This window comes from Chitinimonas naiadis (assembly GCF_054780835.1).
Genome location: NZ_BAAGVO010000004.1, coordinates 1075847 through 1091410 on the forward strand (window position 1 = coordinate 1075847; position 15564 = coordinate 1091410).

The 15564-nt window shown below is 62.6% G+C and carries 10 protein-coding genes; 5 read left to right on the forward strand and 5 right to left on the reverse strand.

What is annotated here, in order from left to right; genetic code table 11:
* The first annotated feature begins 47 nt into the window (after nt 1–47).
* Nucleotides 48–1316, forward strand: coding sequence for an MgtC/SapB family protein (locus ACYVHK_RS11180; protein ID WP_460531414.1), 1269 nt, complete (start codon nt 48–50; stop codon nt 1314–1316).
* Here the strand turns inward: ACYVHK_RS11180 and ACYVHK_RS11185 are convergent.
* Nucleotides 1288–3849, reverse strand: coding sequence for a cation-translocating P-type ATPase (locus ACYVHK_RS11185; RefSeq protein WP_460531417.1), 2562 nt, complete (start codon nt 3847–3849; stop codon nt 1288–1290). The two genes, ACYVHK_RS11180 and ACYVHK_RS11185, sit on opposite strands and share 29 nt — an antisense overlap.
* Nucleotides 3850–3992: 143 nt before the next feature.
* Here ACYVHK_RS11185 and ACYVHK_RS11190 point away from each other — a divergent pair, with 143 nt between their 5' ends.
* The 3 genes from ACYVHK_RS11190 (at nt 3993) to ACYVHK_RS11200 (ending at nt 10523) form a co-directional block, all read left to right on the forward strand.
* A complete protein-coding gene (locus ACYVHK_RS11190) occupies nt 3993–6674 on the forward strand; it encodes a bifunctional acetate--CoA ligase family protein/GNAT family N-acetyltransferase (protein WP_460531421.1) in 2682 nt (893 codons plus the stop codon).
* A gap of 151 nt (nt 6675–6825) precedes the next feature.
* Nucleotides 6826–9348, forward strand: coding sequence for a phosphoketolase family protein (locus ACYVHK_RS11195; protein ID WP_460531424.1), 2523 nt, complete (start codon nt 6826–6828; stop codon nt 9346–9348).
* Complete coding sequence (locus ACYVHK_RS11200) at nt 9345–10523, forward strand: acetate/propionate family kinase (protein WP_460531427.1); 1179 nt, start codon at nt 9345–9347, stop codon at nt 10521–10523. The genes ACYVHK_RS11195 and ACYVHK_RS11200 overlap by 4 nt, the downstream gene beginning before the upstream one ends.
* Nucleotides 10524–10529: 6 nt before the next feature.
* On the opposite strand, the gene ACYVHK_RS11205 is transcribed toward ACYVHK_RS11200, so the two are convergent.
* From ACYVHK_RS11205 to ACYVHK_RS11220, 4 genes are all read right to left on the reverse strand, one after another.
* Nucleotides 10530–11858 carry a dicarboxylate/amino acid:cation symporter gene (locus ACYVHK_RS11205; protein WP_460531430.1) on the reverse strand — a complete coding sequence of 443 codons (1329 nt, stop codon included), beginning with the start codon at nt 11856–11858 and terminating at the stop codon, nt 10530–10532.
* Nucleotides 11859–12062: 204 nt separating this feature from the next.
* A complete protein-coding gene (locus ACYVHK_RS11210; protein WP_460531433.1) occupies nt 12063–12464 on the reverse strand; it encodes a VOC family protein in 402 nt (133 codons plus the stop codon).
* A 102-nt stretch (nt 12465–12566) separates the two neighbouring features.
* A complete protein-coding gene (locus ACYVHK_RS11215) occupies nt 12567–13130 on the reverse strand; it encodes a GFA family protein (RefSeq protein WP_460531437.1) in 564 nt (187 codons plus the stop codon).
* Between the two features lie 40 nt (nt 13131–13170).
* Complete coding sequence (locus tag ACYVHK_RS11220) at nt 13171–13605, reverse strand: hypothetical protein (RefSeq protein ID WP_460531440.1); 435 nt, start codon at nt 13603–13605, stop codon at nt 13171–13173.
* 206 nt (nt 13606–13811) lie between these two features.
* On the opposite strand from ACYVHK_RS11220, the gene ACYVHK_RS11225 reads away from it, so the two are divergent.
* Nucleotides 13812–15563 (forward strand): PHA/PHB synthase family protein, encoded by a 1752-nt coding sequence (locus tag ACYVHK_RS11225; RefSeq protein ID WP_460531443.1) that lies wholly within the window; start codon nt 13812–13814, stop codon nt 15561–15563.
* Nucleotide 15564 lies beyond the last annotated feature (1 nt).

The following is a 15564-nucleotide window of genomic DNA, read 5'->3' on the forward strand; positions in this document are numbered from 1 at the left end:
TCACCTCGCCGGCCGTTCCTGGCTGTAGCGTATTAGGGGGCGCGACCGTGGATAGCCTGTTCAGCCAGTTCGACCCTTCCGCCTTCCACCCTCTGGCAGCCTTTGCGACCAGCCTCGCGCTCGGCCTGCTCATGGGTCTGGAGCGGGAGCGCAGCCCGGCGGCACGTGCCGGATTACGTACCTTTGCACTGACCGCCCTGCTGGGCACACTCTGCAGCTTGCTGGCCCAACGGCTGGAGGCAACCTGGCTGGTCGGTGTGGGCCTGCTGTGCGTCGCACTGGCCATCATCGCCGCCTATCTGCTCAAGCCTACCGACAATAACGATCCCGGCACCACCACCGAAGTCGCCCTCATGCTCTGTTACCTGCTGGGTGCGCTCTGTTGGTTTGAGGAACGCGGGCTCGCGGTCATGCTCGGCGTGGCGGCGACCGTACTGCTCCAATTCAAGGCTGAGCTGGCCGGTATAGCCCGGCGACTGAGTCCGGACGACCTGCGCTCCATGCTGCAGTTCGCGGTGCTGAGCCTGGTGATCCTGCCTTTGCTGCCCGATCAGGAATATGGCCCCTACCAGGCCTTCAACCCTTACCAGACCTGGCTGATGGTCGTCCTCATCTCGGGCGTTGGTCTGGCGGGCTACCTGGCGCTGCGTTGGTTTGGTGAACGGGCCGGTACGGTGATCGCCGGGGTATTCGGCGGCCTGGTATCGAGTACCGCCACCACCTTGATCCATGCTCGTCAGGCAAGGCTGGATGCTCACCAACCCACGTTCGGCAGTACGGTAGTCATACTGGCAAATCTCACGGTGCTGGTCCGTCTGGCCGTCATTGGTGCTATTGCGGCACCGAGACTCGCAGGGGAAATGGCCACCATGCTGGGCTGCGGCTTGATCGCCGGCCTGCTGGCGGCAATACCGGGTCTGCGGGAGCAGCACGGCACGAGCGGACCGCGGACCGCAGGCAATCCAACCGAACTCAAGACCGCCTTGGGTTTTGCGTTTCTCTACAGCCTGGTCCTGCTGGCCAGTAGCTGGCTCAGCCATGAGGCCGGCAATCGGGGTCTTTACGCCGTCGCGCTGGTATCGGGCGCGACCGATGTCGATGCCATCACGCTGTCCAGCCTGCATCTGTTCAATCAACAGCGGCTGTTGGAGGAGCCGGTGCTGATCGCGATCGTACTGGCGCTGCTATCCAACACGGTTTTCAAGCTGGCCCTCGCGTTTGGCATCGGCGGCAGGGCCTTTGGCATGCGGGTGGTATGGCCCCTGCTGGCAGCCAGTAGTACAGCCATCATGGCGCTGTGGGCGCTGCTGGTCTGAACCCTCTGCGCCAGGTCGCCAGCTTGCCCATCCACACTGCCTGGATCACCCCGACGGGTACCGCCACGGCGACGAGTAACCAATGCGCCAACGGTGGTGAAGCAAAGTGGAACACCCGGGCGAGCTGCGGTACGCACAAGGCAGCGAGCAAGGCCAGCACGGTTCCCACGCTGACCCAGAGCAACACCGGCGTTGGCCGACTCAAAGGGCGCCCCGCAAACAATAGTCCCAGATTCCCCAGCACCAGCGTGGCAAACGCCAATGAACGTGCAGCGTCGGCAGGATTGCTGCTGTCCAGCGCCAGCAGGTAGACCGCCACCGCTGCCAGCGTCAGCGCACTCCCCTGCAGCAGGCTCTGCAGCATCGTGGCGCGATCGAACAAGGCACTGGCGCGGCGTCGTGGTGGGTGACGCATCAGATCCTTGCTGGCGGGCTCGGCTTCAAATACCAGGGAACAGGCCGGATCGATCACCAGCTCGAGAAACATGACATGGATAGGTGCAAGCAGGATGGGTAGCCCGAACATCAGCGGCACCATCGCCAGTCCGATAATGGGCAGATGGATGGCGATGGTGTAGACCACGGCACGCCGCAGGTTGGCATAGATGCGCCGCCCCTGCCGCATCGCCTCCACGATGGCGGTGAAGTCATCTTCCAGCAACACCAGTGTGGCGGCTTCGCGGGCCACGTCGCTTCCGCGCTTGCCCATGGCCACCCCGATGTGCGCCGCCTTCAAGGCAGGTGCATCGTTCACGCCATCACCGGTCATGGCGACGACCTCACCACGTGTCTTGAATGCTTCAACCAGCCGTAGCTTCTGTTCTGGCCGAATCCGTGCAAATACACTGACCTGACTCACGCGGGCGACGAGTGCAGTGTCATCCAGGGTCAACAGCTCGCTGCCAGTCAGGACCTCATCGGCAGCAATCCCGGCCTGCCTGGCAATGGTGGCGGCAGTGCCGGGGTCGTCGCCCGTGATCATCACCACCCGGATACCCGCCTTGCGGCAATCTGCCACCGCCTGGGGCACTTGTGGTCGTAGCGGATCAGCCAGGCCGATCAACCCCAGGAAGCTGAAGTCGAACGCATGCTGATGCGTGGGCCAGCTATCCCCGGTGTGGCGACCCGAAGCCACCGCCAGTACGCGCAAGCCCTGACTGGCGAGGCGGGCCACCTGGGCTCGCAGGGCAACCATCTGTTCGGTGTCGAAGTGACACAGATCCGCCACCGCCTCGGCCGCGCCCTTGCAGGCCAGCGTGTAATGATCCCTGTCAGGTGCCGCCCAGGAATGGGTCATGGCCAGCAAGGCAGGTGTCAGCTCATACTCCTGCCGCAAGGACCAATCCTCGTGCAAATGCTCGGTGCCCTCGAGGGTTCCCTGGGCATAGAGATGGAAGGCCTGCTCTATCGGGTCATGCGGGGCAATCTCGCTGGCCAGTACCACATACTCCAGCAGCGTGTGGAAAGCCTCGGGCAATGGCGCCACGCCATCTACCATAAACACCGAATCCCCTACCGACAAGGCTCGCACCGACAGGCGGTTCTGCGTCAGCGTACCGGTTTTGTCCACACACAACACCGTGGTCTCACCGAGTGATTCGATTGCGTCCAGCCGCCGGGTCAAGACACCTTGAGCGGCGATGCGGCGCGCCCCAAGGGCCAGCATGACGGTCTGGATGACCGGCAGTTCTTGCGGCAACAACGCCATCGCCAGCGTAATCGCGCCCAGCAATGCCGCCAGCCAGTTTCCACGGCTAAAGCCATCAACCAACAAGGCCAAGGTACACACGCCGAACGCTATCAGGACGATACGCTGCACCAGCCTGCGGGTCTCCCGCTGCAAGGGTGAGGGCGGCGGATCGATCTCGCCCACCATCTGCCCGATACGTCCAAGCTGGCTGGCCTGACCGGTGGCAGTCACGCTGGCCCAGCCCTGACCCTGCACCACCATGGACCCACCATGTACCCACGGTGTCTTGACCTCTTCACCTTGCTGGGTCGGTACCGGTACCGACAACTCAGCCGCCGTAGCGATGCGCTTATGGACTGCATTGGACTCCCCACTGACCAGGGACTCATCCATCGCCAGTTCATTGCTGGTCAACAGCACACCGTCTGCCGGCACCCGGTCACCCTCGGCCAGCAGCACCACATCACCTACTACCAGTTCCCTGCCCGGCACCCGGCGTGCCTGACCATCCCGTAACACCAGGGCGCGGGGACTGGAGAGGTCTCGTAGCCGCTCCAGGACTTTCGCCGTCCTCTGCTGTTGCAAGATGGTGATGCCAATGATCAGGACGACGAATCCGAGCAGCATCGCCGCCTCCCTACCATCGCCGAGCAACAGGTAGATGCCACCCGCGCCCAGCAATAACAGGAACATGGGTTCGGTCACCACCTCCCGGACGATGCGCCACAGGGCACCCTTGCCAACATCGGCAAGTTCGTTGGGGCCATCGCGGTCCAAGCGCTCGGCCGCCTGTGCCTCGGTCAGGCCACTCAAGCCGGGTTCCACCATCGCATCGCGCGCCATCGTCCGCTCCCCAGCGCATACCCACGCACGCCGCCGCTATGAATCTAGTCCCGTCATGCGACCGCTCATCTGCGCCAGATCAAATGCAGCCCCGATTTCAGCGCCTATGATCAAACTCAATATCCCCACGAGGCCTGCCGCCCATGAGCGTCCGCAATCTTGATCATCTGTTCCAGCCCAAGTCTGTTGCCCTGGTCGGCGCCTCCTCCCGCCCCCGCAGCGTAGGTGCCACCGTCCTGGGCAATCTACTGCATGGCGGCTTCAGCGGCGAGGTCATGCCGGTCAATCCCAAGTACAAGGAACTCATGGGTATTCCGGCCTACCCCACGATCGAGAGTCTGCCCAAAGTACCGGAACTCGCAGTCATCTGCACACCGGCGCTCACCGTGCCGGGACTAATCACCGAACTGGGTGAGGCGGGTTGCCGAGCCGCCATTGTGCTCAGTGCCGGGCTCAACCAGGCAACGCTGCCCTCTGGAGAGCGGGCGATGGACGCCATGCTGAATGCGGCAAAGCCGTATCTCTTGCGCATCCTCGGTCCCAATTGCGTGGGCCTACTGGTACCGGGCATCGGCCTCAACGCGAGCTTCGCCCATGCCAACGCCCAAACAGGTCAATTGGCCTTTGTCTCGCAATCCGGTGCGTTGACCACGGCGGTACTGGACTGGGCCAACGCGCAGGGCATCGGGTTCTCTCACTTCATTTCACTGGGGGACAGTGCCGATGTGGATTTCGGGGATGTACTGGACTATCTCGCCAGTGACCCGAAGACCGGCGCCATCCTGCTCTATATCGAATCGATACGCGGTGCACGCAAGTTCATGTCGGCTGCCCGCGCGGCCGCGCGTAACAAGCCGGTCCTGGTGGTCAAATCCGGCCGGGCTGCCGCAGGGGCCAAGGCTGCGGCCTCCCACACGGGTGCACTGGCGGGGGCCGATGCCGTCTACGACGCCGCGATTCGCCGCGCCGGTATGTTACGGGTGTACACCACCGAGGACCTGTTCGATGCCGCCGAGACCCTCGCCCGCTCACGGCCGTTGACGGGCGAGCAACTGGTGATCATGACCAACGGCGGCGGTGCCGGCGTGCTGGCGGCGGATGCCGTAGGGCTGGGAGACGGCATCCTCGCCAATCTCGGCGAAACAACCCTGCAACGGCTTAACCAGGCCCTGCCCGACACCTGGTCGCACGGCAATCCAGTCGACATCATCGGCGATGCACCGGTCGAGCGCTACCTTGCGACGATGGATGCACTGCAGGACGAGCCCGCCTGCGATGCCATCCTGTTTATCCAGGCTCCCACCGCCATCGTCCCAAGCCAGGAAATCGCCGAAGCCCTGATACAACCCTTGAAGGCATCCAAAAAGCCCGTGTTCACCTGCTGGCTGGGGGGGGAGGCCGTCGCCGGCGCTCGCCAACTGTGCCGGGAAGCAGGCATACCGACCTACGATACCCCGGAGCAAGCTGCCCGGGCTTACCTGCAGTTGGTGAACTACCGGCACAACCAGGAACTGCTGCTGGAAACGCCGCCAGCGGCCACGGGCGAGTTCACTCCCGATCGCAGCGCCGCTCGCAAGCTGATTGCCGCGGCCCAGGCCGAAGGGCGAACCCTGCTCAATGAGCCCGAAGCCAAGGCGTTGCTGGCGGCCTACGGCATCCCGACCACGCCAACCCGGATTGCCACCACGCCAGCCGAAGTAGCCAGCATGAGCCAGGAACTGGGCCTGCCGGTGGCGATCAAGATCCTTTCACCGGACATCAATCATAAATCCGATGTCGGTGGCGTCGCCCTTGACCTATTGACCGCTGAAGCCGCTCAAGCTGCCGCAGAAGGGATGCTGGCTCGTATCGGCAAGCTGCAGCCGACGGCGAGGCTGACGGGATTCACCGTGCAACCGATGATCCGCCGCCAGGGCTTTGAACTGATCATCGGCGCCAGTACCGACCCGGCCTTTGGACCGGTCATCCTGTTTGGCCAGGGGGGCACGGCGGTAGAGGTGATCGGCGATCGGGCCATTGGCCTGCCACCGCTCAATCGGGTATTGGCGCGTGAGTTGATTTCGCGCACGCGCATCGCCCGCCTGCTGGCGGGCTATCGGGACCAGAAGCCGGCCGATCATGCAGCGATCGAAGCCGTACTGATGGCGGTATCGCAACTCCTATGCGAGCTGCCGGAAATCGCGGAACTCGACATCAACCCGCTCCTGGCCGACGCCAACGGCGTGATGGCACTCGACGCCCGGATTGTCGTGGTGCCCGCCAGCGGTAGCCATACCAGCAGGCTGGCTATCCGCCCCTACCCGCAAGACCAGGAACAATGGCTGGATTGGCAAGGCAGGCGCCTGCAGCTGCGCCCGATCAGGCCGGAGGATGAACCCGAGCACCGGGTGTTCTTTGCCGCGCTCAAGCCGGACGACATCCATGCCCGCTTCTTTGGTGTGCTCGCGCAGCCAGCGCATAGCCAGCTCGCCCGCTTTACTCAGATCGACTACGAACGGGAGATGGCCTTCATTGCCACCAGCCAGGATCAGGATGGTAAGCCGCTGACGCTGGGGGTCGCCCGCGCCATCAGTGACCCCGACAATCTCGAAGCCGAATTCGCCATCGTGGTGCGTTCTGACATGAAAGGGCTGGGGCTAGGCCGGTTACTGTTGCAGAAACTGATCAACTACTGGCGCCAGCGCGGTATCGGAGCCCTGGTCGGCGAGACGCTGATCGATAACCACGGCATGGTGGAACTGGCCAGGCACCTGGGCTTCAGTACCCAGGAAGACGCGGCCGATGGCGTAGTGAGGCTGCGACTGCCCTTGGGCAAACCTGATTGACCATACGCCGTCGTGCGGTGCAGATGTCGTTATTTGGAACTAGTCTGTAACGATCATCCGTGCACGCTACTTGACCCATATCAAGCTCATGCGGGGGCGGACGACGAACAATAAAGACAAACCATGACCCCCATGGTAGGAGAGACACGCGATGAACAAACCCGACCTGTCGGTCCATGCCCCCATCCCTCCGCAAGATGAGCTGAGCCACAAACGCGATGGTCATCGTGGATTCCCCTACCGACGCCCATTGTCCGATAGCGTTACCCCGCCTCCGCTGGCGCCGCAGCCTGGGCAGTTTGGTCCCGCTTTTGACCACTGGGCCCAGGGTTACGGCGTGATCCAGCACGATCCCCACACCCAGCGCCGTGTGCAGCGATTGCTGGATCAGGCCGTGCAGCGTGGCGGCGCCGACAAGGCTGACGCCATGCTGGCCTGCCTGATCGCTGCAGACAGGGTCTGCAGCGCCGCCATGTGGCTGGTGGCGCATATGACCTACGCACGCCATATCCGCATGGATGGCGAGCCGCTGAACGTCGACGACTTCAAGCCGGTGCCAGAAGGCCATACCGGCGGCGCCCTAAATATGGTGCCGGCCTACGTGGGCTACCTCCTCGCCAATGCGCTCAGCGGTAACACGCGCGCCTGGATGATGGGGCAAGGTCACTGCGTCGCGGCGATTGACGCCGTCAACGTGATCATCGGTAATCTGCACCCTGAGCAAGCCAGCCGTTATAGCTGCACCGATCAAGGGTTGACCCAGCTCTGCAAGGACTTCTACAGCTACGCGATCGACTCATTGGGCCGGCCAGCCGTACCGCTGGGCAGTCATGTCAATGCGCACACCGCAGGCGGCACGATCGAGGGTGGCTATCTGGGCTTTGGCGAGTTGCAGTACGTGCATGCGCCGTTACCCGGAGAGAGCCTGGTCGCCTTTCTGAGCGACGGTGCTTTCGAGGAACAACGTGGCTCAGACTGGGCGCCGCGCTGGTGGCGTGGTGAGGATTGCGGGATGGCGCTGCCGGTCATGATCCTGAACGGTCGCCGGATTGAGCAACGCAGTTCCCTGGAGCAGGACGGTGGCGTGGCCTGGTTCATTGACCACCTGAGACTCAACGGCTTTGAACCGGTCGAGATCGACGGGACCGATCCTGCCGCTTTCGCCTGGACCATACTCAATATGGAACAGGCCCTCAATAGCCAGAACGAGTCGATCAAAGCTGGCCTGCACAGCTATCCGGTACGCCTGCCCTACACCATTGCCCACGCACCCAAGGGATATGGCTTCCCTGGAGCGGGTACCAACCTTGCGCACAACTTGCCACTCGGTGGTAATCCGGCGAAGGACGAGGCCCTGCGCGAGATTTTCAATGCGGCAGTAGCCAGACTCTGGGTCAACCCGGTTGAACTGCGTAGCAGCGTGACCCGCTTGCGCACGCACGAGCAGGATGGCCGACCACAGGAACGTGACCACGCCCTCACGCAGCGCGCGCCCCGCTATATCCCGCCAGCGCTCCTCCCCTGGCAGGAGATGACCGGCACCTTGCATTCCCCCATGCAAGGCGCCGATCAAGCCTTCCTGGCGGTGGCAGACGCCAACCCTGACCTGCGGGTACGCGTTGGCAACCCTGACGAGCTGCGCAGCAATGGCATGGGTCACACGCTGGACCGATTCCACCACCGGGCGACCCACCCGGAGACAGGTTCGCCCGAGGCCATCGATGGCAAGGTGATCACCGCCCTCAACGAAGAGGCCGTAGTCAGCGCCGTGATTGCCAACAAGGCGGGTCTGAACCTGGTGGTCAGCTACGAGGCCTTTGCCGTCAAGATGCTGGGTGCCATGCGGCAGGAGGTGAACTTTGCCCGGCAACTGACGGAAGTCGGCCGCCCTGCCGGTTGGCTATCCTGGCCGGTCATGCTCTCCTCGCACGCCTGGGAGAACGGCAAGAACGAACTCTCGCATCAGGATACGACGCTGGCAGAAGTCTGGATGTCGGAAATGAGCGACCGGGCTCGTGTGGTGTTCCCGCCCGATTGGAACACGGCCGTCGCAACCATGGATGCCTGCTATCGACGTCGTGGCGAGATCTGGTGCGTCGTCGCACCCAAACGGCCCGTTCCCTTGCGCCTGCATACGACTGATAGCCAGCAGCTGGTTGCGCAAGGCGCCATGCGCCTGGTCGGCAGCGGCTCGGCAGATGAGAAGTTGATCCTGGTCGCGGTAGGCGCCTACCAACTGAGCGAGGTACTACGTGCCTCCCAACGGTTGGATGCCCGTGATATCGCCCATGCTGTTGTCTATGTCTATGAGCCTGGTCGGCTGCGGCAACCGCGCGATGAGCACGAAGCGGCGACGGTGCTGAGCGACAAGGCCGTGGCTGAACTGTTCCCCCACCATAGCCGGGCTCGCGTGATACTGGGCCACACGCGACCGGAGCCGCTGCTGGGGACCATGCGACGGATTGATACCGGTCCGCAACACACGGCAGCATTGGGTTTTCGCAACCGAGGCGGCACGCTGGATCCCTTCGGCATGCAGTTTGCCAATGGCGCCACCTGGGCGCACGTGCTCAAAGCCGCCGCCGCGACGCTGACCATCGGGCTGGAAACGCTGCTCAGCATAGAAGAACGGGATGCGGTCTATGGAGTCGGCGATCCCGCCGTACTACGGTGAGTGATGCCGTCGCGGTCTTCAACGCCGGCTCTTCCAGCATCAAGTTCGGCCTGTACCACCAAGGTAGCGATGCGCAACTGATCGAAACGGCCAGCGGGGTCCTGGAAGCCATCGGCACCGGACCGCGCTTGACGGCGCATACGGCCGAAGGCGAGACCTTGGTCGATACCCGCTGGAACGCCAGGGCCACCCACGAAGACGTAGTCGGTGATCTGATCGGCTGGATCAACGGCCATCTGGGCCAAGACACCTTGCGTGCGGTCGGCCACCGGGTCGTCCATGGCGGTCATACCTACGCCGCGCCGGTCATCGTCGACGATAGCATCATGACGCAACTTCAGGCGCTGATCCCACTCGCCCCCCTTCATCAGCAACACAACCTCGCGCCGATGACCGCCATCGCTACACGGCAGCCCGCACTCAAGCAGGTGGCCTGTTTCGACACGTCCTTTCACCTGGGCGCCCCGGCCGTTTCCCGCCGCTATGCCCTGCCGCATGCGCTCAGCGAGCAAGGCCTTCAGCGTTATGGTTTTCACGGCTTGTCGTGCGAATACCTCATGACGGCATTGGCGCAGCAGGATGCCGATGCCGCGGCAGGTCGGATCATCATTGCCCACCTGGGAGCCGGTGCCAGCCTCACGGCCGTACTGGATGGCACCAGCGTTGCCAACACCATGGGTTTCAGTACGCTCGACGGCCTACCCATGGCCACCCGCTGCGGTAGTCTGGACCCCGGTCTGCTGGTCTACCTGCTGCGACAGCCCGGCATGGATGTGGATCGCCTGGAAGACCTGCTGTACCGCCAGTCTGGTTTGCTGGGGGTCTCAGGCATCAGCGGTGACATGCGCACCCTATTGGCAAGCGGTGACCCGGCCGCGGAACAAGCGATCGCACTGTTCGCCTATCGTATCGTCCGCGAGATTGGCTCGCTTGCCGCCGCCCTGGGGGGACTCGACACCCTGGTCTTTACAGCCGGTATCGGCGAACACCATCCCGAACTTCGGGCCCGCATCGGGCAAGGCTGTGCCTGGTTGGGGCTGACGCTGGACGCGGGCGCCAATAAAGACAATGCCCGGCGTATCAGTACGCCGGGCAGTCGGGTAAGCAGCTGGGTGATCCCGACGGACGAAGACCTGGTCATCGCCCGCCACACCTGGCGCCTCGTCGGTACTTAGCCGCTATTAGGCGCTGACCACCTGGCTTACCGGCAGCCCAAGGTTCGCCTCAGCTTCGGCAGCCTCAACCTCTGTCACCGGTACTTCGCCATTGAGCGCCGCATTCATCTGTTCCACATCCAGCGACTTCTCCCACTTCGACACCACCACGGTGGCCACGCCGTTGCCGATGATATTGGTCAGCGCGCGGCATTCGCTCATGAAGCGGTCGATACCCAGGATCAGCGCCATGCCAGCCACCGGTACCGTCGGTACCACGGCCAACGTGGAAGCCAGGGTGATGAAGCCGGCGCCGGTGATGCCTGAGGCACCCTTGGAGGTCAGCATCGCCACCGCCAGAATGGCCAGTTCCTGCCCCAGGGTGAGGTCAGTATTGGTCGCCTGGGCAATGAACAGCGCTGCCATGGTCATGTAGATATTGGTGCCATCCAGATTGAACGAGTAACCGGTCGGCACGACCAGGCCCACCACCGGCTTGGCGCAACCCATGCGTTCCAGCTTCTGCATCAGCTTGGGCAAGGCACTCTCGGACGAGCTGGTACCCAGCACAATCAGCAGCTCTTCACGGATGTAGACGATGAACTTGATGATGGAGAAACCAGTGTAGCGGGCGATCAGGCCCAGCACCACCAGCACAAACAGCGCACAGGTCAGGTAGAAGCTACCCATCAGCTTGGCCATGGGCAGCAGCGAATCGATGCCGTACTTGCCGATGGTGAAGGCCATGGCACCGAAGGCGCCGATAGGCGCGAACTTCATGATCATGTTGACCATGCCGAAGATCACTTCAGACAAGCTTTCGATCGCGTGCAGCACCGGCTTGCCACGCGCACCCAGCGCCGAGAGGGCAAAACCGAACATCACCGCGATCAGCAACACCTGCAGGATGTCACCCTTGGCAAAGGCATCGACAAAGGTGGTAGGGATGATGTTGGTCAGGAAATCCACCGTGGACAGCGACTGCGCCTTCTCGGTGAACTTGGCGATGCTGCTGGTATCGAGCTTGGTGACATCGACATTGAAGCCCTTGCCCGGTTGCAGCACATTGGCGACCACCAGGCCGATGGCCAGCGCGATGGTGGAGACCACTTCGAAGTACAGCAGGGCCTTGCCACCGACCCGACCGATCTTCTTCATGTCCTGCATGCCGGCAATACCGGCAACCACGGTGCAGAAGATCACCGGCGCGATGATCATCTTGATCAGCTTGATAAAGCCATCCCCCAGGGGTTTGAGATCCACCCCCAGCTTGGGCTCGAAGTGGCCCAGCAACACGCCGGCGGCAATGGCGAGGAGCACTTGCACGTACAAGCTGCGGTAGAACGGCTTTTTCATGATGAGGTCTCCAGTAACGCACTTTTACTGGAGTGGATACTCTAGCCAGTCACCACAACCCACAATTGTTGGGTGCCACATGCGGCGAACCACTAGGGCGAGGTGTGGTAGGCCGCAAGCTGGGTCCTACCGGCACTGCGGTTTGTGACTCCATCACCACACCGTACTCTCCCGCGACCGGCGGGAACGAGTGAATCCCGAGCCCTACCCCACCTCGTTCGCGACCTCGATCAGATTCTCGTCCGGGTCGTAGAAATACACCGACTGCAACTTGCGCCGCGCCCCGGTCGCCAAGACTGGCCCCTGCACGATGCGCACGCCGCATTCGATCAGATGGCGTATCACGGCATCCATGGACGTACGGGTACGGAAACACAGGTCGGCCGAGCCAGGCGTCGCATGCCGGACATTCGGGTCCACGATCTTGCCGATCTCATGCAGGTTGATCTTCTGCTCGCCAAAGTGCAGCGCATAACGGCCCGGCTTGAATTCCTGCGCCGCCATGCCCAGCACGCGCCGGTAGAAATCCAGCGTACGCGGAATGCTGGCGACAGTCAGGACCAGATGATCGAGTTCATCGATGACGATGGGGGCGGATGTCTGCATGGCAATAGCAAGGGTCGGTGCGGGCGAAGCCAAGATGATGCCAGCACAAGGTGACGAAATGATGGAGGGTGGACAAAAGGCACCACGCGCGCCTTCACTGCGCTACGCCTCTTTTTTTTCTGCCGCTTTAACCACCTTGGCCGCCGCATACCGTGCCAGGCTCTCCGTCGGCCAGGTTTTGGGCGTGTCGTAATAGGCCTTGAAAGCTGGCGTATCCGCGGGGATGACGACCCAGGGTTGTTTGGAACGGGCGTAGATGTGTGCCAGCGGGGGGAACAAGGCGGGCTGGTCCAATGTGCCTACGCGCACATAGCGGATGATGGCCTTGCGTGAGCCGTGCTCGTTCCATAGCGCCGTGCGGCAGACCGGACAGCGCGCCACCCAGTGTCGGCCACCGCTGTCGGTAGGCACCAGTACGAACTCCGGCTCGCCGCAGAGGGTGGACATCTGCGTGAATTCGATCATCGCATGATGAGCAAACGGGCCACCGGTCTCGCGCTGGCAGCGGGTGCAATGGCAGCAGTGCACGAACAGAGACAAGGCATGCAGACGATAGCGCAAGGCACCGCAGGCGCAGCCACCGTCGAAGGGCGGCAGGGGGTCGATTGGGGTGGTGAATGGCATGGCGCTACGGGCATCGACAATGTAGGGGCACCACGCGGTCATGCGACTGCCCGGCGCTCTCCAGCGCAAGTCTCTCGGTGATCTAAGGGAAGAACTGCCTGATATCCTCATCGGTCCTGAAGGTATCCAGCATCCAGCCCTCGTTGTTGCGATAGAAGTAGAAACTCCAACGCAATGCGTGCCGTTCCAACCTTTGCAACTGAACGATGCGAATCAGGCTTTCCCCCAGCTTTTCTTCACTGATGAACTCGGCACCGATGGTCTTGCCGAATCGCTGGTCGATCAGCGTCTGCTGCTTGCGTATCTGGTCGAGGGTCGCCTCGAAATCAGTTGGAGAGATGACCAGGTAGGGCTTGGCCAACCGAAAGCCAGCCTGCGTATCGCCACCGCCCACCTTGGCCATGACCTGGTTGGTCAATTCCCGTACCTCACCCGGCCCCTTCAGCATGTCCGCCATGGCAGACATGCTCAGCAAGGCAAGCAGCAGAGTAATACCGCAACGACAGGCAAACGACATAAGAGTCTCCGAAAGGGGCTGGCGCGGCTTTCAGCGTAGCAAAGCATGCGTAAATTCCCAGCCGGTCGAGCATCAACGTTTCCCGACTATCTGATCCCGCTTTGACCTAGGTCAGCCCTCGCCCTCCTGGTTCTGTCAGCCTAGGGCGGTCAGGAATCAACCATCGACCGGTCGCAAGCGCAGCATCTGCCCGGCACAGGCAACCCATGAACTCGCCCACACTACCCAGCCATCTCGTCAGCAATGCGCTCGATCGTATCGATCTACCCATCCACGCCGCACTGGCCCGTAATACCGGCTCCCTGTCGCTGGCCTCCGTCCTGCTGGCCTGGACGGATTGGGCGGTCCATCTCGCCATCTCCCCCGGCAAATGCCTGGGCCTGGCGCAACTGGCATGGCAACAGCAGGCGCAACTGGCGAGCTATGCACGGGACTGCCTGCTGAACGGTCCGGCATCCACCCACTGCTGCGTGGTACCGCCGGCCCAGGACAAGCGCTTTATGGCGGAGGAATGGCGCCAATGGCCCTTCAACCTGCTGCATCAGTCCTTCCTGCTGACTGAAAAATGGTGGGCTGCGGCAACCCACGACGTCTGGGGCGTGGATGCACACCACGAGACAGTAGTGGCCTATATCGCCCGCCAGCTACTTGACCTGTACTCGCCGGGCAACCAGTTACTCGGCAATCCGGTCGTGCTCAAGCGTACGCTGGACGAACATGGCGCGAACCTGGTCCGCGGCTTTCTGCATGGCCTGGACGACCTGGAGAGACTGGCCAGCCATGCGCCGCCAGCGGGCACCGAGGACTATGCCGTTGGCCGCAACCTGGGCATCACCCCTGGCAAGGTGGTCATGCGTAATCGGTTGATGGAACTGATCCAGTACACACCCACGACCCCAACCGTCCATGCCGAACCGATCCTGATCACGCCGGCCTGGATCATGAAGTACTACATCCTGGATCTGTCTCCGCACAACTCCCTGGTCAAGTATCTGGTGGATCACGGCCACACGGTGTTCTGTCTATCCTGGAAAAACCCGACCGAAGCAGATCGGGACCTGGGTATGGATGACTACCTCGGCCTGGGCGTCTATGCCGCACTGGCGGCGATCAATGACATCGTCCCGGAACGCCCGGTGCATGCGGTTGGCTATTGCCTGGGCGGTACCTTGCTGGCCATCGCCGCTGCGGCCATGGCCAGGGACGGTGACAAGCGGCTTGCCTCCCTGACACTGTTTGCGGCCCAGACCGACTTTTGCGAGCCGGGCGAGCTGGGCCTTTTTATCGATGAGAGCCAGGTCGCCCTGCTCGAGGCACAGATGGCCCAAACCGGCTATCTGCAGGCCGGCCAGATGGCCGGCGCCTTCCAGATGCTGCGCTCCTATGACCTGCTGTGGTCACGTGTCGTCAACGAGTACCTGCTGGGCGAGCGAGGCAGCATGAACGATCTGATGGCCTGGAATGCCGATGTCACTCGCCTGCCAGCCACCATGCATTCGCAATACTTGCGTCGGCTGTTTCTCAACGACGACCTGAGCGAGGGCCGCTATCCGGTGCAGGGCAAGCCCATCGCGCTCAGCGATATCAACCTGCCGATCTTCATGGTAGCCACGGCTACGGATCATGTCGCGCCTTGGCGATCGGTCTACAAGCTGCATCATCTGTGCGCCGCCGAGCTGACTTTCGTCCTGACTTCGGGTGGGCATAACGCCGGTATCGTCAACCCGCCAGGTGCCTCCAAACGTCACTACCAGCTACAGGTGCGCCTGGCAGGCGGCAACCAGATACCCCCAGACGACTGGCTGGCGCAGGCCAATGCGCACGAGGGCTCCTGGTGGCCAGCTTGGCAGGATTGGCTGGCAACCCGCTCGGGCAAACAGGTCAAGCCACCCAACGTCGGATCCACAGACTACCCATGCCTCTACGACGCACCCGGCCACTACGTGCTGGAGAAATAGC